Origin of the sequence: Streptomyces sp. NPDC051109 (genome assembly GCF_044455885.1) — a bacterium.
Classification (GTDB): Bacteria; Actinomycetota; Actinomycetes; order Streptomycetales; family Streptomycetaceae; genus Streptomyces.
Window position 1 is genome coordinate 1 of sequence record NZ_JBITFF010000020.1, and the last position, 22,160, is coordinate 22,160.

19 protein-coding genes are annotated in these 22,160 nt (G+C 72.4%); 17 read left to right on the top strand and 2 right to left on the bottom strand.

Annotated features, from left to right (window positions below; translation table 11 throughout):
* Positions 1–302: 302 nt before the first annotated feature.
* Complete coding sequence (bldD, locus tag ACIBAD_RS29100) at positions 303–803, bottom strand: transcriptional regulator BldD (protein ID WP_007263032.1); 501 nt, start codon at positions 801–803, stop codon at positions 303–305.
* Between the two features lie 240 nt (positions 804–1,043).
* Between bldD and pyrR the strand changes: the two genes are divergently transcribed.
* The 14 genes from pyrR (at position 1,044) to ACIBAD_RS29170 (ending at position 17,650) form a co-directional block, all read left to right on the top strand.
* Positions 1,044–1,613 carry a bifunctional pyr operon transcriptional regulator/uracil phosphoribosyltransferase PyrR gene (pyrR, locus tag ACIBAD_RS29105; RefSeq protein ID WP_134074648.1) on the top strand — a complete coding sequence of 190 codons (570 nt, stop codon included), beginning with the start codon at positions 1,044–1,046 and terminating at the stop codon, positions 1,611–1,613.
* Positions 1,614–1,757: 144 nt separating this feature from the next.
* Entirely contained in the window at positions 1,758–2,747 is a 990-nt protein-coding gene (locus ACIBAD_RS29110) for an aspartate carbamoyltransferase catalytic subunit (RefSeq protein WP_030157459.1), read from the top strand.
* 2 nt (positions 2,748–2,749) lie between these two features.
* Positions 2,750–4,036: a dihydroorotase gene (locus ACIBAD_RS29115; protein WP_134074647.1), complete on the top strand. Its 1,287-nt coding sequence runs from the start codon at positions 2,750–2,752 to the stop codon at positions 4,034–4,036.
* Positions 4,033–4,614, top strand: a complete 582-nt coding sequence (locus ACIBAD_RS29120) for a hypothetical protein (RefSeq protein ID WP_134074646.1) — start codon at positions 4,033–4,035, stop codon at positions 4,612–4,614. The genes ACIBAD_RS29115 and ACIBAD_RS29120 overlap by 4 nt, the downstream gene beginning before the upstream one ends.
* Positions 4,611–5,768, top strand: a complete 1,158-nt coding sequence (gene carA / locus ACIBAD_RS29125) for a glutamine-hydrolyzing carbamoyl-phosphate synthase small subunit (RefSeq protein ID WP_398909519.1) — start codon at positions 4,611–4,613, stop codon at positions 5,766–5,768. Before ACIBAD_RS29120 ends, carA begins: the two co-directional genes overlap by 4 nt.
* The gene (gene carB, locus ACIBAD_RS29130) at positions 5,761–9,069 is read left to right on the top strand and encodes a carbamoyl-phosphate synthase large subunit (RefSeq protein ID WP_134074644.1); all 3,309 of its coding nucleotides are present in this window, start codon (positions 5,761–5,763) and stop codon (positions 9,067–9,069) included. Before carA ends, carB begins: the two co-directional genes overlap by 8 nt.
* Before the next feature lie 83 nt (positions 9,070–9,152).
* On the top strand, positions 9,153–10,262 hold the full coding sequence (locus ACIBAD_RS29135) for a quinone-dependent dihydroorotate dehydrogenase (protein WP_398909522.1): 1,110 nt from the start codon (positions 9,153–9,155) through the stop codon (positions 10,260–10,262).
* Positions 10,259–11,107 carry an orotidine-5'-phosphate decarboxylase gene (pyrF, locus tag ACIBAD_RS29140; protein WP_398909524.1) on the top strand — a complete coding sequence of 283 codons (849 nt, stop codon included), beginning with the start codon at positions 10,259–10,261 and terminating at the stop codon, positions 11,105–11,107. Before ACIBAD_RS29135 ends, pyrF begins: the two co-directional genes overlap by 4 nt.
* Positions 11,108–11,406: 299 nt before the next feature.
* A complete protein-coding gene (locus ACIBAD_RS29145; RefSeq protein WP_008740406.1) occupies positions 11,407–11,730 on the top strand; it encodes an integration host factor in 324 nt (107 codons plus the stop codon).
* A gap of 61 nt (positions 11,731–11,791) precedes the next feature.
* On the top strand, positions 11,792–12,355 hold the full coding sequence (gene gmk / locus ACIBAD_RS29150) for a guanylate kinase (RefSeq protein WP_134074642.1): 564 nt from the start codon (positions 11,792–11,794) through the stop codon (positions 12,353–12,355).
* Between the two features lie 63 nt (positions 12,356–12,418).
* A complete protein-coding gene (gene rpoZ, locus ACIBAD_RS29155) occupies positions 12,419–12,691 on the top strand; it encodes a DNA-directed RNA polymerase subunit omega (RefSeq protein WP_004948662.1) in 273 nt (90 codons plus the stop codon).
* 98 nt (positions 12,692–12,789) lie between these two features.
* On the top strand, positions 12,790–14,019 hold the full coding sequence (gene coaBC / locus ACIBAD_RS29160) for a bifunctional phosphopantothenoylcysteine decarboxylase/phosphopantothenate--cysteine ligase CoaBC (protein ID WP_398909527.1): 1,230 nt from the start codon (positions 12,790–12,792) through the stop codon (positions 14,017–14,019).
* A gap of 197 nt (positions 14,020–14,216) precedes the next feature.
* A complete protein-coding gene (gene metK, locus ACIBAD_RS29165) occupies positions 14,217–15,425 on the top strand; it encodes a methionine adenosyltransferase (RefSeq protein ID WP_030873691.1) in 1,209 nt (402 codons plus the stop codon).
* Positions 15,426–15,517: 92 nt separating this feature from the next.
* Positions 15,518–17,650, top strand: a complete 2,133-nt coding sequence (locus ACIBAD_RS29170) for a primosomal protein N' (protein WP_134074640.1) — start codon at positions 15,518–15,520, stop codon at positions 17,648–17,650.
* Between the two features lie 145 nt (positions 17,651–17,795).
* Here ACIBAD_RS29170 and ACIBAD_RS29175 read toward each other — a convergent pair whose 3' ends face one another.
* On the bottom strand, positions 17,796–18,344 hold the full coding sequence (locus ACIBAD_RS29175; RefSeq protein ID WP_398909530.1) for a hypothetical protein: 549 nt from the start codon (positions 18,342–18,344) through the stop codon (positions 17,796–17,798).
* 297 nt (positions 18,345–18,641) lie between these two features.
* On the opposite strand from ACIBAD_RS29175, the gene fmt reads away from it, so the two are divergent.
* From fmt to ACIBAD_RS29190, 3 genes are all read left to right on the top strand, one after another.
* Positions 18,642–19,586 (top strand): methionyl-tRNA formyltransferase, encoded by a 945-nt coding sequence (gene fmt / locus ACIBAD_RS29180; protein ID WP_134074638.1) that lies wholly within the window; start codon positions 18,642–18,644, stop codon positions 19,584–19,586.
* 104 nt (positions 19,587–19,690) lie between these two features.
* A complete protein-coding gene (locus tag ACIBAD_RS29185; protein ID WP_398909532.1) occupies positions 19,691–21,151 on the top strand; it encodes an RsmB/NOP family class I SAM-dependent RNA methyltransferase in 1,461 nt (486 codons plus the stop codon).
* Positions 21,152–21,348: 197 nt separating this feature from the next.
* Entirely contained in the window at positions 21,349–22,071 is a 723-nt protein-coding gene (locus tag ACIBAD_RS29190) for an alpha/beta fold hydrolase (RefSeq protein ID WP_398909534.1), read from the top strand.
* Positions 22,072–22,160 lie beyond the last annotated feature (89 nt).

The following is a 22,160-nucleotide window of genomic DNA, read 5'->3' on the forward strand; positions in this document are numbered from 1 at the left end:
CCGTCCTCCCCGTCGTCCCCGCCGGGCCCTCGTCGTGCCCGCCCCCCCCCCGCCCCCCCCGCCCCCCCCCCCGGCCCCCCCCCGGGCCCCCCCCCCCCCGCCGGCCCCCCCCCCCCCCCCCGCCCCCCCCCCCCCCCCCCCCCGCCCGCCGGGCCCCGGGGGGGCGGGGGGGGCGCCGGGGGGGCGGGCCCCCCCCGCCCCGGCGCCCCCCCCCCCGCCCCCCCCCCGGGGGGGGGGGCGGCCCCCCCCCCGGCCCCCCCCCCCCACGCCGGTAACGTTTCTGCTGGTCGGGGGTGCCGGGACTAGATGTCCTCGTGCGCCACGGCGCGACGCGCATCCGCGTCGAGCACGCCCCAGCTGATCAGCTGCTCGGTCAGGACCGAGGGGGACTGGTCGTAGATGACGGCCAGGGTGCGCAGGTCGTCCTGGCGGATCGACAGCACCTTGCCGTTGTAGTCCCCGCGCTGGCTCTGGATGGTGGCGGCGTACCGCTGCAGCGGGCCGGCCTTCTCGGCGGGCACGCCCGCGAGGCGCTCCAGGTCGAGGCGCAGCTTCGGCGGCGGCTCGGCGGCCCCGCCCGGAGTCGTGCCCGGCAGCAGCTCCTGCACCGGAACCCCGTAGAAGTCCGCCAGCTCGGCGAGGCGCTGGACGGTCACGGCGCGGTCCCCGCGCTCGTACGACCCGACCACCACGGCCTTCCACCGGCCCTGGGACTTCTCCTCGACACCATGGAGGGAGAGGCCCTGCTGGGTGCGGATGGCGCGGAGCTTGGCCCCGAGCTGTTTGGCGTATTCGCTGGACATAACGCTCCCGGACGCTGTGACGACATGACCACGTGCGGCACCGCCGCGCGGCTGGTAACTCACTGTGAGGTTACGCAGCGTTACTTGGATGCGTCAAGCCGAATGGTCTTGGCCGCCTCCCTTCGGGCAGCCCTCCCCGAGCCCGGTGCGGGTGCGGGGCCGGGCCCCTGGTACCGTGGAGGCCGTACAGCCAGACGTCCTTTAAGAACCGTCCCGTGAGGCGGAGAAGGAGGTCCTTTCATGGACGCTCAGCAGAGCGATGCGCGCCCCGTTCTGGAGGCGCAGGACATCGCGCGGGTGCTGACCCGCATCGCCCACGAGATCGTCGAACGCGCCAAGGGCGCCGACGACGTGGTGCTCCTCGGCATTCCCACCCGCGGCGTGTACCTCGCCCGCCGGCTGGCGGCCAAGCTCGAAGAGATCACCGGCACGAAGATCCCCGTCGGATCCCTCGACATCACCATGTACCGCGACGATCTGCGGCTGAAGCCCGCCCGCGCGATCGGCCGCACCGAGATCCCCGGCGACGACATCGACGGACGCCTCGTCGTCCTCGTCGACGACGTGCTCTTCTCCGGCCGCACCATCAGAGCCGCCCTCGACGCGCTGGGCGACCTCGGCCGCCCGCGCGCCGTGCAGCTCGCGGTCCTCGTCGACCGCGGCCACCGCGAGCTGCCGATCCGCGCCGACTACGTCGGCAAGAACCTCCCCACGTCGCTGCGGGAGACCGTCAAGGTCCAGCTCCAGGAGGAGGACGGCCGAGACGCCGTGCTGCTCGGCCAGCGGACCGACTCGACCGCCGGGCAGTAGCCCGTCCGAGTGAGGGGCCCCGAACGCGGGGGCCCGCGCGCGAGCCTGCCCGCCGGGCCGCACTCCACCCCGTCCGCGGCCCGCGCCTCCCCGCCGCCCTCCCTCCCCGCCGCTCTGACCTCATCGACACAACGGAGCACCCTGATGAAGCGCCACCTCATCTCGGCCGCCGATCTCACGCGCGACGACGCCGTCCTCATCCTCGACACCGCCGAGGAGATGGCACGTGTCGCGGACCGGCCGATCAAGAAGCTGCCCACCCTGCGCGGCCTCACCGTCGTCAACCTGTTCTTCGAGGACTCGACCCGCACCCGGATCTCCTTCGAAGCGGCCGCCAAGCGACTGTCCGCCGACGTCATCAACTTCTCCGCCAAGGGCTCCTCGGTCTCCAAGGGCGAATCCCTCAAGGACACCGCCCTGACCCTGGAGGCCATGGGCGCCGACGCCGTCGTCATCCGCCACCACGCGTCCGGCGCCCCCTACCGGCTCGCGACCTCCGGCTGGATCGACTCCGCCGTCGTCAACGCCGGCGACGGCACCCACGAGCACCCCACCCAGGCCCTGCTGGACGCCTTCACCATGCGCCGCCGCCTGGTCGGCCGCGACGCCGGCCTCGGCAAGGACCTGAACGGCCGCCGCATCACCATCGTCGGCGACGTCCTGCACAGCCGTGTCGCCCGCTCCAACGTGCAGCTGCTCCACACGCTCGGCGCCGAGGTCACCGTGGTGGCCCCGCCCACCCTGGTCCCGATCGGCGTCGAGAGCTGGCCCTGCGAGGTCTCGTACAGCCTCGACGACGTGCTGCCGAAGTCCGACGCCGTCATGATGCTGCGTGTGCAGCGCGAACGCATGAACGCCGCCTTCTTCCCGACCGAGCGCGAGTACTCCCGCCGGTACGGGCTCGACGGCGACCGGATGGCCAAGATGCCCGAGCACGCCATCGTCATGCACCCCGGCCCGATGAACCGCGGCATGGAGATCACCGCCGAGGTCGCCGACTCCGACCGCTGCACGGCCGTCGAGCAGGTCGCCAACGGCGTCTCCACCCGGATGGCCGTCCTGTACCTGCTGCTCGGAGGCTCCGAGCCGGCCGTCACCACCACCAGCACGCCCCGTATCGAGGAGAGCAAGTAATCATGAGCAAGATCCTGATCCGCGGGGCGAAGGTACTCGGTGGCGAGGCGCAGGACGTCCTGATCGACGGCGAGACCATCGCCGAGGTCGGTACGGGCCTGTCTGCCGAGGGCGCGACCGTCATCGAGGCCGAGGGCCAGGTCCTCCTCCCCGGCCTCGTCGACCTCCACACCCACCTGCGCGAGCCCGGCCGCGAGGACTCCGAGACCGTACTGACCGGCACCCGCGCCGCCGCCTCCGGCGGCTACACCGCCGTCTTCGCCATGGCCAACACCTTCCCCGTCGCCGACACCGCCGGCGTCGTCGAGCAGGTCTGGCGCCTGGGCAAGGAGTCCGGCTACTGCGACGTGCAGCCCATCGGCGCCGTCACCGTCGGCCTGGAGGGCAAGCAGCTCTCCGAGCTGGGCGCCATGCACGACTCCGCCGCCCGCGTCACCGTCTTCTCCGACGACGGCAAGTGCGTCGACGACGCCGTGATCATGCGCCGCGCCCTGGAGTACGTGAAGGCCTTCGGCGGCGTCGTCGCCCAGCACGCCCAGGAGCCCCGCCTGACCGAGGGCGCCCAGATGAACGAGGGCGTCGTCTCCGCCGAGCTGGGCCTCGGCGGCTGGCCGGCCGTCGCCGAGGAGTCGATCATCGCCCGCGACGTCCTCCTCGCCGAGCACGTCGGCTCCCGCGTGCACATCTGCCACCTCTCCACGGCCGGCTCCGTCGAGATCGTCCGCTGGGCCAAGTCCCGCGGCATCGACGTCACCGCCGAGGTCACCCCCCACCACCTGCTCCTCACCGACGAGCTGGTCCGCTCGTACAACGCGGTCTACAAGGTCAACCCGCCGCTGCGCACCGAGCGCGACGTCATGGCGCTGCGCGAGGCGCTCGCCGACGGCACGATCGACATCGTCGCCACCGACCACGCCCCGCACCCGCACGAGGACAAGGACTGCGAGTGGGCCGCCGCCGCCATGGGCATGGTCGGCCTGGAGACCGCGCTCTCCGTCGTCCAGCAGACGATGGTGGAGACCGGACTGCTCGACTGGGCGGGCGTCGCCGAGCGCATGTCCTTCGCCCCGGCGCGGATCGGCAGCCTGGACCACCACGGCCGCCCCGTCTCGGCAGGTGAACCCGCGAACCTGACCTTGGTCGATACCTCGTACCGTGGTGTCGTGGACCCCGCACACTTCGCTTCCCGCAGCCGCAACACGCCTTACGAGGGCCGTGAGCTGCCGGGACGCGTCACTCACACCTTCCTGCGGGGCCGGGCAACGGTCGTGGACGGGAATCTGGCGTGACACCTGCAGTAATCCGACTGGCCGCCGAGGCCGCCGAACGACGGTCGGCGGAGGTGACGGACTGGGGCGCACGCATCGCGTGGGTGGTCGGTCTGCTCGTCTTCATCGCGTTCGTGTACTGGCTGATGCGGCAGGGCTGGAAATGGCGCGGCGCCCTGCAGAGCGATCTGCCGGAGCTGCCCGCCGCCCCCGGCGGCCTCCCCGAGCACCGGCTGGCCCTGACCGGCCGGTATCACGGGTCCACCACCGCCGGGCAGTGGCTCGACCGGATCGTCGCCCACGGCCTGGGGGTGCGCAGCCGGGTCGAGCTCACGCTCACCGACGCGGGCCTCGACGTGGTCCGTCCGGGTGCCACCGACTTCTTCGTACCGGCCGCGCAGCTGCGCGGCGCCCGCCTCGACAAGGGAATCGCGGGCAAGGTACTCACCGAGGGCGGTCTGCTCGTCGTCACGTGGGCGCACGGCGACAAGCTGATCGACTCCGGATTCCGCTCCGACCGCGCGGCCGAACACGCCGCCTGGGTCGAAGCCGTCAATCTCATGAACCAATCCATCACGACGGAAGGCGCCGAACGATGACGACCTCCACCAGGGGAGCAGCCAAAGCTCCCGCCGTACTCGTCCTGGAGGACGGTCGGATCTTCCGCGGCCGCGCCTACGGCGCTGTGGGGGAGACCTTCGGCGAGGCCGTGTTCTCCACCGGCATGACCGGCTACCAGGAGACCCTCACCGACCCGTCGTACCACCGGCAGGTCGTCGTGATGACCGCCCCGCACGTGGGCAACACCGGCGTCAACGACGAGGACCCCGAGTCCTCCCGCATCTGGGTCGCCGGATACGTCGTGCGCGACCCCGCCCGCGTCCCGTCCAACTGGCGCTCGCAGCGCTCGCTGGACGAGGAGCTGGTCCGGCAGGGCGTCGTCGGCATCTGCGGCATCGACACCCGCGCCCTGACCCGCCACCTGCGCGAGCGCGGCGCCATGCGCGTCGGCATCTTCTCCGGCGAGGGCATCGCCGGAGACGCGGACCTGCTGGCCAAGGTCCAGGCCTCGCCGCAGATGAAGGGCGCCGACCTCTCCGCCGAGGTCGCCACCAAGGAGACGTACGTCGTCCCCGCCATCGGCGAGAAGAAGTTCACCGTCGCCGCCGTGGACCTCGGCATCAAGGGGATGACCCCCCACCGGATGGCCGAGCGCGGCATCGAGGTGCACGTGCTGCCCGCCACCGCCACCGTCGAGGACGTGTACGCGGTCGAACCGGACGGCGTGTTCTTCTCCAACGGCCCGGGCGACCCGGCCACCGCCGACCACGCGGTCTCCGTCATGCAGGGCGTACTCGCCCGCAAGACCCCGCTCTTCGGCATCTGCTTCGGCAACCAGATCCTGGGCCGGGCGCTGGGCTTCGGCACCTACAAGCTGAAGTACGGCCACCGCGGCATCAACCAGCCGGTCCAGGACCGCACCACCGGCAAGGTCGAGATCACCGCGCACAACCACGGCTTCGCCGTGGACGCGCCCCTCGACACGGTGTCCGAGACCCCCTTCGGCCGCGCCGAGGTCTCCCACGTCTGCCTCAACGACAACGTCGTGGAAGGCCTCCAGCTGCTCGACCAGCCGGCCTTCTCCGTCCAGTACCACCCCGAAGCGGCCGCCGGCCCGCACGACGCCGCGTACCTCTTCGACCGCTTCACGTCTTTGATGAACACCGCCCAGATGGAGGCCGAGCGTGCCTAAGCGCACCGATATCCAGTCCGTCCTGGTCATCGGCTCCGGCCCGATCGTCATCGGACAGGCCGCCGAGTTCGACTACTCCGGCACCCAGGCCTGCCGGATCCTCAAGGCCGAGGGCCTGCGGGTCATCCTGGTGAACTCCAACCCCGCGACGATCATGACCGACCCGGAGATCGCCGACGCCACGTACGTCGAGCCGATCACCCCCGAGTTCGTCGAGAAGATCATCGCGAAGGAGCGCCCCGACGCGCTGCTCCCGACCCTCGGCGGCCAGACCGCGCTCAACACCGCCATCTCCATGCACGAGCAGGGTGTGCTGGAGAAGTACGGCGTCGAGCTCATCGGCGCCAACGTCGAGGCCATCAACAAGGGCGAGGACCGCGACCTCTTCAAGGGCGTCGTCGAGGCCGTGAAGGCCAAGATCGGCTACGGCGAGTCCGCCCGCTCGGTCATCTGCCACTCCATGGACGACGTCCTCGCGGGCGTCGAGACGCTCGGCGGCTACCCCGTCGTCGTCCGCCCCTCCTTCACCATGGGCGGCGCCGGCTCCGGCTTCGCCCACGACGAGGAGGAGCTGCGCCGCATCGCCGGCCAGGGCCTCACGCTCTCCCCGACCACCGAGGTGCTCCTGGAGGAGTCCATCCTCGGCTGGAAGGAGTACGAGCTGGAGCTGATGCGCGACACCAAGGACAACGTGGTCGTCGTCTGCTCCATCGAGAACTTCGACCCGATGGGCGTCCACACCGGCGACTCCATCACCGTCGCCCCGGCCATGACCCTGACCGACCGCGAGTACCAGCGGCTGCGCGACATCGGCATCGCGATCATCCGCGAGGTCGGCGTCGACACCGGCGGCTGCAACATCCAGTTCGCGATCGACCCGGTCGACGGCCGCGTCATCGTCATCGAGATGAACCCGCGCGTCTCCCGCTCCTCCGCGCTCGCGTCCAAGGCCACCGGCTTCCCGATCGCCAAGATCGCCGCCAAGCTGGCCATCGGCTACACCCTCGACGAGGTCCCCAACGACATCACCGAGAAGACGCCGGCCTCCTTCGAGCCGACCCTCGACTACGTCGTCGTCAAGGCCCCGCGCTTCGCCTTCGAGAAGTTCCCGCTCGCCGACGCCACCCTCACCACCACCATGAAGTCGGTGGGCGAGGCCATGGCCATCGGCCGCAACTTCACCGAGGCCCTCCAGAAGGCCCTGCGCTCCCTGGAGAAGAAGGGCTCGCAGTTCACCTTCGTCGGCCCCGTCGGCGACAAGGAAGAACTCCTCGCCACCGCCGTCCGCCCCACCGACGGCCGCATCAACACCGTCATGCAGGCCATCCGCGCCGGCGCCACCCAGGAAGAGGTCTTCGAGTCCACGAAGATCGACCCCTGGTTCGTCGACCAGCTCTTCCTGATCAAGGAGATCGCCGACGAGCTGGCCGCCGCGGAGAAGCTCCACCCCGAGCTGCTCGCCGAGGCCAAGCGCCACGGCTTCTCCGACGCCCAGATCGCCGAGATCCGCGGCCTGCGCGAGGACGTCGTCCGCGAGGTCCGCCACGCGCTGGGCGTCCGCCCGGTCTACAAGACGGTCGACACCTGCGCCGCCGAGTTCGCTGCGAAGACCCCGTACTTCTACTCCTCGTACGACGAGGAGAGCGAGGTCGCGCCCCGCGAGAAGCCCGCGGTGATCATCCTGGGCTCCGGCCCGAACCGCATCGGCCAGGGCATCGAGTTCGACTACTCCTGCGTCCACGCCTCCTTCGCCCTCAGCGACGCCGGCTACGAGACCGTGATGGTCAACTGCAACCCGGAGACCGTCTCGACGGACTACGACACCTCCGACCGCCTGTACTTCGAGCCCCTCACGCTCGAAGACGTGCTGGAGATCGTCCACGCCGAGTCGCTGGCCGGCCCCATCGCCGGCGTCGTCGTCCAGCTCGGCGGCCAGACCCCCCTCGGCCTCGCCCAGGCCCTCAAGGACAACGGCGTCCCGGTCGTCGGCACCCCGCCGGAGGCCATCCACGCCGCCGAGGACCGCGGCGCGTTCGGCCAGGTGCTCGCCGAGGCCGGCCTGCCGGCCCCCAAGCACGGCACCGCCACCACGTTCGCGGGCGCGAAGGCCATCGCCGACGAGATCGGCTACCCGGTCCTCGTACGCCCCTCGTACGTGCTCGGCGGCCGCGGCATGGAGATCGTCTACGACGAGGACCGGCTGTCCTCGTACATCGCGGAATCCACCGAGATCTCGCCGACCCGCCCCGTCCTCGTCGACCGCTTCCTCGACGACGCCATCGAGATCGACGTCGACGCCCTGTACGACGGCACCGAGCTCTACCTCGGCGGCGTCATGGAGCACATCGAGGAAGCCGGCATCCACTCCGGCGACTCGGCCTGCGCCCTGCCCCCGATCACCCTCGGCGGCTTCGACATCAAGCGCCTGCGCGCCTCCACCGAGGCCATCGCCAAGGGCGTCGGCGTACGCGGCCTGATCAACATCCAGTTCGCGATGGCGGGTGACATCCTCTACGTCCTCGAGGCCAACCCGCGCGCCTCCCGGACCGTCCCCTTCACCTCGAAGGCGACCGCGGTCCCGCTCGCCAAGGCCGCCGCCCGCATCTCGCTCGGCGCCACCATCGCCGAACTGCGCGAAGAGGGCATGCTCCCGAAGACCGGCGACGGCGGCACCCTGCCGCTCGACGCGCCGATCTCCGTCAAGGAGGCCGTCATGCCGTGGTCGCGCTTCCGCGACATCCACGGCCGCGGCGTCGACACCGTCCTCGGCCCGGAGATGCGCTCCACCGGCGAGGTCATGGGCATCGACTCCGTCTTCGGCACGGCGTACGCCAAGTCGCAGGCCGGCGCCTACGGCCCGCTGCCCACCAAGGGCCGCGCGTTCATCTCCGTCGCCAACCGCGACAAGCGCTCGATGATCTTCCCGGCGCGCGAGCTCGTCAACCACGGCTTCGAGCTGATGGCCACCTCCGGCACCGCCGAGGTGCTGCGCCGCAACGGCATCAACGCCACCATCGTGCGCAAGCTCAGCGAGGGCGAGGGCCCGGGCGGCGAGAAGACCATCGTCCAGCTCATCCACGACGGCCAGGTCGACCTGATCGTCAACACCCCGTACGGCACCGGCGGCCGCCTCGACGGCTACGAGATCCGCACGGCGGCCGTGGCGCGCGGGGTCCCGTGCCTGACCACGGTCCAGGCGCTCGCCGCGGCCGTCCAGGGCATCGACGCGCTCAACCACGGCGACGTGGGCGTGCGCTCGCTCCAGGAGCACGCGGAGCACCTGACCGCGGCCCGCGACTAGCAGCCCGTACGAGGAGGGGGACACGGATGCGCGACGCGCATCGGTGTCCCCCTCGTCATGAGCGCACAAGGGAACCTCTCGACATGTACAAACTCTTCTTCGACCTGGTCTTCAAGCGGATGGACCCGGAGCAGGCCCACTACCTGGCCTTCCGCTGGATCCGGCGCACCGCCCGCACCCCCGTGCTGCGCACCTTCGCCGCCGCGGCCCTGGCACCGCGGTACAAGGAGCTGCGCACCGAGGCGCTCGGGCTGCGCATGCACGGCCCCTTCGGCCTCGCGGCGGGCTTCGACAAGAACGCCGTCGCCATCGACGGCATGTCGATGCTCGGCTTCGACCACGTCGAGATCGGCACGGTCACGGCGCAGGCGCAGCCGGGCAACCCCAAGAAGCGGCTGTTCCGGCTCGTGCCGGACCGCGCGCTGATCAACCGCATGGGGTTCAACAACGAGGGCTCTGCGGCCGTGGCGGCCCGCCTGGCGGCCCGTGTGCCGGTCTTCAACACGGTCGTGGGCGTCAACATCGGCAAGACCAAGGTCGTGCCGGAGGAGGAGGCGGTGGCGGACTACGTCGCCTCCACCGAGCGCCTGGCCCGCCACGCGGACTACCTGGTCGTGAACGTCTCCTCGCCGAACACGCCGGGCCTGCGCAACCTCCAGGCCACCGAGTCGCTGCGCCCGCTCCTGACGGCCGTACGGGAGGCCGCGGACCGCATGGTCACCGACCGCCGGGTCCCGCTGCTCGTCAAGATCGCCCCGGACCTCGCGGACGAGGACGTGGACGCGGTCGCCGACCTCGCGCTGGAGCTCGGCCTGGACGGCATCATCGCGACCAACACCACCATCGCGCGCGAGGGTCTGGGCCTGAAGTCCGCCCCCGACCTCGTGAAGGAGGCCGGCGGCCTGTCCGGCGCCCCGGTCAAGGAGCGCTCCCTGGAGGTCCTGCGCCGCCTGTACGCCCGTGTGGGGGACCGCCTGGTGCTGGTGGGCGTCGGGGGCATCGAGAACGCCGAGGACGCCTGGCAGCGGATCCTGGCCGGCGCCACCCTGATCCAGGGGTACAGCGCGTTCGTCTACGAGGGCCCGTTCTACGCCCGCGCGATCCACAAGGGCCTGGCGGCGCGCCTGGCCGTCAGCCCGTACGCGACCCTCGCCGAGGCCGTCGGCGCCGAGACCCGGAAGGCCATGCAGTGACCGAGACCCCCGTGACCCCCTTCGGCACCCGCCTGCGCGCGGCGATGGACGCGCGCGGCCCGCTGTGCGTGGGCATCGACCCGCACGCGGCCCTCCTCGCGTCCTGGGGCCTGAACGACGACATCGCGGGCCTGGAGAAGTTCTCCCGCACGGTCGTCGAGGCGCTGGCCGACTCGGTGGCCGTCTTCAAACCGCAGGCGGCCTTCTTCGAGCGCTTCGGCTCGAAGGGCATCGCGGTGCTGGAGCGGACCGTGGCCGACGCGCGGGCCGCCGGCACGCTGGTCGTGATGGACGCCAAGCGCGGGGACATCGGCTCGACGATGGCCGCGTACGCCCAGACCTTCCTGGAGCCGTCCTCCCCGCTGTTCTCCGACGCCCTGACGGTCTCCCCGTACCTGGGCTACGGCTCGCTGGAGCCTGCGGTGGAGCTGGCCCGCCGCTCGGGCGCCGGACTCTTCGTCCTCGCCCTCACCTCGAACCCGGAGGGCGCGGAGGTCCAGCGCGCGGTCCGGGAGGACGGGCGCACGATCGGGGCGACGATGCTCGCGCACCTCGCGGCGGAGAACGCGGGCGCCGCGCCGATGGGCTCCTTCGGAGCGGTGGTCGGCGCCACGCTCGGCGACCTGTCCTCCTTCGACCTGGACATCAACGGTCCGCTGCTGGCCCCCGGCATCGGTGCGCAGGGCGCGACGGCGGCCGACCTCCCGGCGGTCTTCGGCGCGGCCGTCCGCAATGTGGTCCCGAACGTCTCGCGGGGCGTGCTGAAGCACGGCCCGGACGCCGCCGCCCTGCGCGCCTCGGCCACCCGGTTCGCGGACGAAATCCGCGAGGCGGTCTCCGCCTGAGCCCTTTCGGAGTGCGGCCGGGAGGTCCGGCCGCACCGCAGGTCGTACGGTCTGACGAAAATCGAACGTCTTTCCCCGGACAAAACCGGGGTGGTTTGTCCGTGATGTACGGTTCAGTGGAGGCTGACCAGGACTTTTCGTCCGTTCTCGCTGACTGGAGCGTTGTTGGCCGCTAGTCTCCGATCAGAGTGACGAGCAGCGAACGAGTTCCACCGCTGTTCGGGCATTCGCCTGGTGTGGCGCCCTAGGGTTCCCCACCGGTCCGTATCCGACAGTTCGACATCCGAGGTGACGTAGGCGTGGCTCTTCCGCCCCTTACCCCTGAACAGCGCGCAGCCGCGCTCGAAAAGGCCGCCGCGGCTCGCCGGGAGCGGGCCGAGGTGAAGAATCGACTCAAGCACTCCGGCGCCTCGCTCCAAGAGGTCATCAAGACGGGCCAGGAGAACGACGTCATCGGCAAGATGAAGGTCTCCGCCCTGCTGGAGTCCCTGCCTGGCGTGGGCAAGGTCCGCGCCAAGCAGATCATGGAGCGCCTCGGCATCTCCGAGTCCCGGCGTGTCCGAGGTCTCGGTTCCAACCAGATCGCGTCTCTGGAGCGTGAGTTCGGCACTCCTGCCGGCTGACGCGTTGCCTGAAGTTCTCCCGGCGTTCTCAGGCAGTCCCGAGAACCTGGATAATCGCTCTATGGCAGCAGAGGTTCGTCCGCGGCTGACCGTGCTCTCCGGCCCTTCGGGGGTCGGCAAGAGCACGGTCGTCGCGCATATGCGCAAGGTCCACCCCGAGGTATGGCTCTCGGTGTCGGCCACCACCCGCAAGCCGCGGCCCGGTGAGCGACACGGAGTCCACTACTTCTTCGTCAACGACGACGAGTTCGACAAGCTGATCGCCAACGGCGAGCTGCTGGAGTGGGCCGAATTCGCGGGCAACCGCTACGGCACACCGCGCGGCGCGGTGGTGGAGCGACTGGAGAACGGCGAGCCCGTTCTCCTGGAGATCGACCTCCAGGGCGCGCGACTCGTCCGCGAGTCCATGGCCGAGGCCCAGCTCGTCTTCCTCGCGCCGCCGAGCTGGGACGAGCTGGTCCGCCGGCTCACCGGCCGCGGCACCGAATCGCCCGAGGTCATCCAGCGCAGGCTGGAGACCGCCAAGGTCGAGCTCGCTGCCGAATCCGAGTTCGACACCACCCTGGTCAACACCTCCGTCGAGGACGTGGCGCGCGAGCTGCTAGCCTTGATGGAAGTTGTCTGATCGTTGATCGATGTTCATTTCGATCAATGCTTGATCATTCACCCATTCTTCGGAAGGTAGAGCGTGTCCTCTTCCATCACCGCGCCCGAGGGCATCATCAACCCGCCGATCGACGAGCTGCTCGAGGCCACGGACTCGAAGTACAGCCTCGTGATCTACGCGGCCAAGCGCGCGCGTCAGATCAACGCGTACTACTCGCAGCTCGGTGAGGGCCTGCTTGAGTACGTCGGCCCGCTGGTGGACACCCACGTCCACGAGAAGCCGCTCTCGATCGCGCTGCGCGAGATCAACGCGGGTCTGCTGACCTCCGAGGCCATCGAGGCCCCGGCCCAGTAAGGCCCCGAGAATTCCTTTCACCACAGGCCCGGCAGAACATCTGCCGGGCCTGTGGTGTGTCATAGACACGTACGACGATCAGCGAGAGGGCGTGTGTGGTGGGTAAGCCGAAGGTCGTGCTCGGAGTCAGCGGCGGGATCGCCGCGTACAAGGCGTGCGAGCTGCTGCGCCGGCTCACCGAGTCCGGGCACGAGGTACGGGTCGTCCCCACGGCGGCGTCCCTGAACTTCGTGGGCGAGGCCACCTGGGCCGCGCTCTCCGGGAACCCGGCGGGCACCGAGGTCTGGGAGACCGTCCACGAGGTCCCGCACGTACGGATCGGGCAGAACGCCGACCTCGTCGTCGTCGCCCCCGCCACCGCGGACATGCTCGCCAAGGCCGCTCACGGCCTGGCCGACGACCTGCTCACCAATACGCTGCTCACCGCGCGCTGCCCGGTGGTGTTCGCCCCCGCCATGCACACCGAGATGTGGGAGCACCCCGCCACCCAGGAGAACGTGGCCACGCTGCGCCGCCGCGGGGCCGTCGTCATCGAGCCCGCCGTCGGCCGGCTCACCGGAAAGGACACCGGCAAGGGGCGGCTGCCCGACCCCGAGGAGATCTTCGAGGTCTGCCGCACCGTCTTGAGGAGGCACGCTTCCGCGCGCGGGGTGGCCGGGCCCGACCTGGCCGGCCGGCACGTGGTGATCAGCGCGGGCGGTACGCGCGAGCCGCTCGACCCGGTCCGCTTCCTCGGCAACCGCTCCTCCGGCAAGCAGGGCTACGCACTGGCCCGCACCGCCGTCGCGCGCGGGGCCCGGGTCACCCTCGTCGCGGCCAACACCGCCCTGGCCGACCCGGCCGGGGTGGACGTCGTACGGGTCGGGACGGCCGTACAGCTGCGCGAGGCCGTGCTCAAGGCGGCGGCGGACGCCGACGCGGTGGTGATGGCCGCGGCCGTGGCCGACTTCCGGCCGGCCGAATACATGAGCGGCAAGATCAAGAAGAAGGACGGGCAGGATCCGGCCCCGGTGGCGCTGGTGCGCAACCCCGACGTCCTCGCGGAGATCTCGGCCGACCGGGCCCGGGAAGGCCAGGTCGTGGTCGGTTTCGCCGCCGAAACGGACGACGTGCTCGCGAACGGTCGGGCCAAATTGCTCCGCAAGGGGTGTGATCTCCTCGTCGTGAACGAGGTGGGCGAGGCCAAGACCTTCGGTTCCGAGGAGAATGAAGCGGTCATCCTGTCCTCCGATGGGACGGAAACCCCGGTTCCCTACGGTCCGAAGGAAGCCCTCGCAGAAGCGATTTGGGATCGGATCACTCCGCGACTCGCCCCCCGACGCGCCTGAGCGACCACTCTTCTCGTAGCCGATTCCATGAGCCAGAATGGAGTGCCGCAGGTCACATGGCTCCCATTGGGCGAGACAGGTGGTCCGGCAAACGGTGGCGACCGATAAACTGCACACTCGGAACGTGATCGGGCGCAGCCCCCGGTGTGGTTCCGCCAAATGATCAGCCAGCAGCCGCTGCAACCCCAGGGAGCGTTGTGTCCCGTCGCCTGTTCACCTCGGAGTCCGTCACCGAGGGTCACCCCGACAAGATCGCTGACCAGATCAGCGACACGATCCTCGACGCACTGCTCACCGAGGACCCGACCTCGCGTGTGGCCGTGGAGACCCTCATCACCACCGGTCTCGTCCACATCGCCGGTGAGGTGACGACGAAGGCGTACGCGCCGATCGCGCAGCTCGTCCGCGACAAGATCCTGGAGATCGGCTACGACTCCTCGAAGAAGGGCTTCGACGGCGCCTCCTGCGGCGTGTCGGTGTCCATCGGCGCGCAGTCCCCGGACATCGCGCAGGGCGTCGACACCGCGTACGAGAAGCGGGTCGAGGGCGACGAGGACGAGCTCGACAAGCAGGGCGCCGGCGACCAGGGCCTGATGTTCGGCTACGCGTGCGACGAGACCCCCGAGCTCATGCCGCTCCCGATCCACATCGCGCACCGCCTCTCGCGCCGCCTGTCCGAGGTCCGCAAGAACGGGACCATCCCGTACCTGCGCCCCGACGGCAAGACCCAGGTCACCATCGAGTACGACGGGGACAAGGCCGTCCGCCTCGACACCGTCGTCGTGTCCTCGCAGCACGCCTCGGACATCGACCTGGACTCGCTGCTCGCCCCGGACATCCGCGAGTTCGTCGTCGAGCACGTGCTGGCCCAGCTCGTCGAGGACGGCATCAAGCTCGACACCGAGGGCTACCGCCTGCTGGTCAACCCGACCGGCCGCTTCGAGATCGGCGGCCCGATGGGCGACGCCGGCCTCACCGGCCGCAAGATCATCATCGACACGTACGGCGGCATGGCCCGCCACGGCGGCGGCGCCTTCTCGGGCAAGGACCCGTCCAAGGTCGACCGCTCCGCCGCGTACGCCATGCGCTGGGTCGCCAAGAACGTGGTGGCCGCCGGCCTCGCCTCGCGCTGCGAGGTCCAGGTCGCGTACGCCATCGGCAAGGCGGAGCCCGTCGGCCTCTTCGTCGAGACCTTCGGCACCGCCAAGGTGGAGGTCCAGAAGATCGAGGACGCGATCGGCCAGGTCTTCGACCTCCGTCCGGCCGCGATCATCCGCGACCTCGACCTGCTGCGCCCGATCTACGCCCAGACCGCCGCGTACGGCCACTTCGGCCGCGAGCTGCCGGACTTCACCTGGGAGCGCACCGACCGCGTGGACGCGCTGCGCGCGGCCGCCGGCCTGTAGGACCCCGCGGCGCACGCCCGCCGTACGGACGGCCCCGGACCCCTGTGGTCCGGGGCCGTCCGTTGTCGGTGGGGTTTGGTAAGAATGCGGGTGTGAGCAGCACGAACGAATCCGGGCAGCGGAGCGGGGACGAGGGTCCCGGCGGTCCGCCGGAGCAGCTCGCGCTGATGAGGGAGATGGTCGCCGAGGCGAAGGCCAAGGCCCCCAAGGCCAAGCCGCGCACCTGGCGCGGCGCCGCCCTCGCCGAAGAGCTGCCCGTCGCCCGGATCCTCGTCAACAAGGGCGTGCTCCACCTCGACCAGCTCTGGGACTACGCGGTCCCCGAGGAGCTCTCCGAGGCCGCCCAGCCGGGCGTCCGGGTCCGGGTCCGCTTCGGCGCCGGCTCCCACCAGGTGCACGGCGGCCGCCGCGAGGGCGGCGGCCTCATCGACGGGTTCATCGTCGAGCGCCGCGCCGAATCCGACTACAACGGAGCCCTGGCCGCCCTCGCCCACGTCGTCTCGCCCGAGGTCGTGCTCACCCCCGGCATGCTGGCCCTGGCCCGGGCCGTCGCCGACCGGTACGCCGGCAGCCTGGCCGACGTGCTCCAGCTCGCCCTGCCCGCGCGCAGTGCCCGCGCCGAGGCCAAGCCCTCACCCGAGCCGCTGCCCCCGCCCGCCGCGCCCGAACCGGGCGGCTGGGCGCGGTACGGCTCCGGCCCCGCCTTCCTGCGGGCGCTGGCCACGGGCGGGGCGCCGCGCGCCGTCTGGACGGCCCTGCCCGGCCCCGGCTGGGCCGACGAGCTGGCCCGCGCCATGGCCGCCACCCTCGCCTCCGGCCGCGGCGCCCTCGCCGTCCTGCCCGACGGACGCACCGCCGCCCGGGTCGACGCGGCGCTGACCGCCCTGCTCGGCGAGGGGCGGCACGCGCTGCTGACCGCCGAGTCCGGCCCCGAGAAGCGCTACCGCCAGTGGCTCGCCGTGCACCGGGGCTCGGTGCGGGCCGTCATCGGCACCCGCGCCGCGATGTTCGCGCCCGTACGGGACCTCGGGCTGGTCGCCGTCTGGGACGACGGCGACTCCAGCCACGCCGACGACCACGCGCCGTTCCCGCACGTCCGGGAGGTGCTGGAGCTGCGTGCCGTCGGCGACGGCTGCGGATTCCTGGCCGGGAGCACCAGCTGCACCGTGGAGGCCGCCCAGCTGGTCGAGACGGGCTGGGCGCGGCCGCTCGTCGCCGACCGCGAGACGGTACGGGCCTGCGCGCCCCGGATCCGGACCGTGGGCGACGAGCTCCTGGCCCGGGACGAGGCGGCCCGCGCCGCCCGGTTGCCGAGCCTGGCCTGGGAGACCGTGCGGGAGGGGCTGAAGTCCGGGCCCGTGCTCGTACAGGTGCCCCGGCGCGGCTATGCGCCGCGGCTGGCGTGCGAGCGGTGCCGCACCCCCGCCCGCTGCAAGGTCTGCGCGGGGCCACTGGAGGCCCCCGACGCGCGGGAGCTGCACTGCGGCTGGTGCGGGCGGCAGGAGAGCGCCTGGCACTGCGAGGAGTGCGGGTCGTTCCGGCTGCGCGCCCAGGTGGTGGGCGCCCGGCGGACGGCCGAGGAGCTCGGGCGGGCCTTCCCGGCCGTGCCCGTCCGGACCTCGGGGCGCGACCACATCCTGGACGAGGTGCCGGACCGGCCGGCACTGGTGGTGTGCACCCCGGGAGCCGAGCCGGTCGCGGCCGGCGCCGGGTACGCGGCGGCGCTCCTCCTGGACGGCTGGGCGATGCTGACCCGGCCCGACCTGCGGGCCGGGGAGGACGCGCTGCGCCGGTGGATCGCGGCCGCCTCGCTGGTCCGGGCGGAGGGGCAGGTCGTCGTGGTCGCGGAGCCGACGCTGCGGCCGGTCCAGGCCCTCGTGCGGTGGGACCCGGTGGGCCATGCCGTACGGGAGCTCGCCGAGCGGGCCCAGCTCGGGTTCCCGCCGGTCTCCCGGATGGCGGCCGTGGCCGGCCGGGGCGAGGCGGTGGAGGCCTTCCTGGCCGGAGCCGGGCTGCCGCCGGACGCGGAGGTACTGGGCCCGGTCCCGGTACCGGGGCGGCGCGGCGAGCCCTCGCCGGGGGAGCGGGCGCTGGTCCGCGTCCCGCCCGGCAGCGGGGCCGCGCTGGCGGCCGCCCTGAAGTCGGCCCAGGCGGCCCGGCTGGCCCGCGGAGTCCCGGCGGCGGAGGCGGTCCGCGTCCGGATCGACCCGCCGGACATCGGTTAGCGGTCACTCCGGGGGGCGTCCGTGGCGGGCGGACGGCCGAACGCCCCCGGTGGGACGGCCGCGGGGGGCGTCCTGCCGAGGGCGGGGCGGGGTACGGCGTCAGGCCGGCCGTCGGAGGGTCGGCGTCCCGGCGGCCGGCGACCGATCAGCCGTTGTGGATCACCCGGGACGAGTCGGAGTTGCGGGGGCCCGGGAAGGCGGCCGCGGAGCGGGACGGGGCCGCGGCCTGGGGCTCCTCGCGCAGCGGCTGCGGCGGCACCGAGCGGGCCGCCGGGACCGTGGGCAGCGGCCCGAGGGTCCGCGTGGTCGTGCCCTCGGCCGCCGGCTCCGCGGACTCGGCGGCCTGGGCCCGCCGGGCCCCGTACCGCCGGTGCACGGCCTGCTTGGTGACGCCGAGCGCGGAACCGACCGCGTCCCACGAGAATCCGAGCGAGCGGTCGAAGTCCACCGCTGCGGTCACCAGCGTCTCGACGCTGTCCCGCAGCTCCTGCGCGAGGCGGACGGTGGGCGCGGGGGCCCGGCCATAGACGACGAAGCCCGTGGAGGGACCGGAGCGGCGCGGGCGGTACACATTGCCGAGCTGGGCGGTGAGCGTACGCAGAGCATCCACCTGCCGGCGAACCCGCTCGATGTCCCGCACCAGGAGGTGCAGGCTGGCCCGTGCTTGGGCGTCGTGGGTGGCGTGGTCGGCCATGAAGAAGCCTCTCGAACCGGTGCTGAAGAGCGGATCGGGCCGCAGACACCGATCTCATCGCGCGGCCCGGTTTCGGTCAATCTCTTTTGACCAACGCGCCAAACGGCACTGAAGTCACGCACCGGGGGCGTGTCGGCATATGCGAGAGGCGCGCGTGTGTGCGTACGCCCCCTGACGGGCCGTCCGGGCCCCGGGCGGGCCCCTGCGGTGCCCGCCGATCGGGCCGGGCGGCCCCCACGGCGCCGGGACCATAGACTGGTGCGCTGCTGACAGCCGAGATAGCGAGGTAGGACCCCAGTGAAGCTCGTCTTCGCAGGCACCCCCGAGGTCGCCGTGCCCGCCCTGGACGCCCTCATCGCCTCCGGGCGGCACGAGGTCGCCGCCGTCGTCACCCGGCCCGACGCACCGGCCGGCCGCGGCCGGCGGCTCGTCGCCAGCCCGGTCGCCGAGCGCGCCGAAGAGGCCGGCATCGAGATCCTCAAGCCGGTCCGGCCCCGCGACCCGGAGTTCCAGGCCCGGCTGCGCGAGATCGGACCGGACTGCTGTCCGGTCGTCGCGTACGGGGCGCTGATCCCCAAGAGCGCCCTTGAGATCCCCCGCCACGGCTGGGTCAACCTGCACTTCTCGCTGCTGCCCGCGTGGCGCGGGGCCGCGCCCGTCCAGCACTCGATCATGGCGGGGGACCAGGTCACCGGCGCCTCCACCTTCCTCATCGAGGAGGGCCTGGACACCGGGCCCGTCTACGGGCACCTGACCGAGGAGATCCGCCCCACCGACACCAGCGGCGACCTGCTGACCCGCCTCGCCTTCGCCGGCTCCGGCCTGCTGGCCGCCACCATGGACGGCATCGAGGACGGCACGCTGCGCGCCGTCGTGCAGCCCGCCGACGGCGTCTCGCTCGCACCCAAGATCACCGTCGAGGACGCGCGCATCGACTGGAACGCCCCGGCGATGCGGGCCGACCGCGTCGTGCGCGGCTGCACGCCCGCGCCCGGCGCGTGGACCGTCTTCCGCGGGGAGCGGCTCAAGCTGATCTCCGTCGGCCTGGTCACCGACCGCACGGACCTGGCGCCCGGCGAGCTCTCCCCGGCCAAGAACAACGTGTACGCCGGCACCGGCTCGCACGCCGTGGAGCTGCTCTGGGTACAGCCGCAGGGCAAGAAGCCGATGCGCGGCGCCGACTGGGCCCGCGGGGTGCGGATCGCTCCCGGTGAGCGCCTCGGCGGCACGGACGTAGGCTGATCCGTACCGGTATCCCCGGGACCCCCGCCGGGCGCCGGCCCGCCGCCGGCACCCCTTACGCCGGCACCACCTCGTAGACCCCGTAAACCCGGAGCACCTTTCACGTGAGCGATCAGTCCCGTCCCCCGCGCAGCGCCGCAGGCCAGCGGCAGGCCAAGCCGTACCGCCGCCCCAAGAAGGACCCCGTCCGGCTGCTGGCCTTCGAGGCCCTGCGGGCGGTGGACGAGCGCGACGCGTACGCCAACCTCGTCCTGCCCCCGCTGCTGCGCAAGGCCCGCCAGACGGAGGGCTTCGAGGCGCGGGACGCGGCGCTGGCCACCGAGCTCGTCTACGGGACGCTGCGCCGGCAGGGCACCTACGACGCGGTCATCAAGGCCTGCATCGACCGGCCGCTGCGCGAGGTGGACCCGCCCGTGCTGGACGTGCTGTCGCTCGGCGCCCACCAGCTGCTCGGGACCCGGATCCCGACGCACGCGGCGGTGTCGGCCAGCGTGGAGCTGGCCCGGGTGGTGCTCGGGGACGGGCGTGCCAAGTTCGTCAACGCGGTGCTGCGCAAGATCGCCGCGCACGACCTGGACGGATGGCTGGAGCGGGTGGCCCCGCCGTACGAGGAGGACGCCGAGGAGCACCTCGCGGTGTACCACTCGCACCCGAGGTGGGTCGTCAGCGCCCTGTGGGACGCCCTCGGCGGCGGCCGGGCCGGCATCGAGGACCTCCTCGAAGCCGACAACGAGCGGCCCGAGGTCACCCTGGTGGCGCGGCCCGGTCGGTCCACGACCGAGGAGCTGCTGACGGCGGTCGGCGAGGACTCGGCGCTGCCGGGGCGCTGGTCGCCGTACGCCGTGCGCATGGCCGAGGGCGGCGAACCGGGCGCGCTGGAGGCGGTCCGCGAGGGGCGCGCGGGCGTCCAGGACGAGGGCAGCCAGCTGGTGGCGATGGCGCTCGCGGCCGCGCCGGTCGAGGGGCGCGACGAGCGCTGGCTGGACGGCTGCGCGGGACCCGGTGGCAAGGCGGCCCTGCTGGGCGCCCTGGCGGCGCAGCGCGGGGCGTTCCTGCTGGCCTCGGAGAAGCAGCCGCACCGGGCGCGGCTCGTGGAGCGCGCCCTGGCCGGCAACCCCGGTCCGTACCAGGTCATCGCGGCGGACGGCACCCGGCCGCCGTGGCGGCCGGGCTCCTTCGACCGGGTCCTGATGGACGTCCCCTGCTCCGGGCTGGGCGCGCTGCGCCGCCGCCCGGAGGCCAGGTGGCGGCGGCGCCCGGAGGACCTCGAGGGCTTCGCCCCGCTCCAGCGGGCGCTGCTGCGCGAGGCGCTCTCGGCGGTCCGGGTGGGCGGGCTCGTGGGCTACGCGACGTGCTCTCCGCACCTGGCCGAGACCCGGGTCGTCGTGGACGACGTCCTGCGCGGCCGCGGCGCCGGCGCCTCGCCGGTGGATGCCGAACTGATCGACGCCAGGCCGTACATGGCGGGCGTCCCGGCCCTGGGCGACGGCCCGGACGTGCAGCTGTGGCCGCACCTCCACGGGACGGACGCGATGTACCTGGCGCTGATCCGGCGCACGGGGTAGCGGGGTCCCGGGCTCCGGAGCCCCCGCCGCCGTGCACCGTGGAGTCGGAGAGGAGCGGCAACCGTGGTCGAGCGCGTGGTCGCATCCGGCGGCATCACGCTGTGCACCGAGTCCTTCGGGGATCCGGCCCTTCCGCCCGTCCTGCTCGTCATGGGGACGGGGGCCTCGATGCTCTGTGGGACGAGGGCTTCTGCCGGATGCTCGCCGGGGGCGGGCGCTTCGTGATCCGGTACGACCACCGCGACACCGGGCGATCCGTCGCGTACGAGCCGGGCCGTCCCGGGTACACCGGCGCGGACCTGGTCGGCGACGCCGCCCGGGTGCTCGATGCGTACGGCGTCCCGGCCGCGCACGTCGTGGGTGTCTCCGCCGGAGGGGCGCTCGCGCAGCGGCTTGCGCTCGACCACGCCGACCGCGTCCTGTCCCTGGTCCTGATCAGCACGTCCTCGGCCGTCCCCGCCGGTGACCGCGCGCCTGAGCCGCCCACCGCGGAGTTCATGCGGTTCGTCGCGACCGCGCACGTCGACTGGTCGGACGCCGACTCGGTGGTCGAGTACCAGGTCGCCTACGCGCGCCTGCTCGCGGGCGGGCGGCGGCCGTTCGACGAGGCCGCCGTCCGCGGCCTCGTCCGCCGCGACGTCGAGCGCGCGCACGATTTCGCCGCGGTCCGCAACCACGGCGCCCTCCCGGACGGCGGGCTTCCGTCCGCGCCCCCGTCCTCGATCGCGGTGCCCGCGCTGGTGATCCACGGGAGCGCCGATCCGATGTTCCCGCTGCCGCACGGCGAGGCGCTCGCGGAGCAGATCCCCGGCGGGAGGCTCCTGGTCCTGGAGGACGCCGGCCACGGGGTCGAGCGGGCCGACTGGGCGGTGATCGTCCCCGCGATCCTCGAACACACGGCCGCGGGATCACGCCGGTAGTGATCAGTAAGAATATTTTGATTGTTCTTCCGTCTTGGTCAAGCGTTGCTACGCCCGCCCTCAGTTCCGGGGTCGTGGCCGGAACTGCG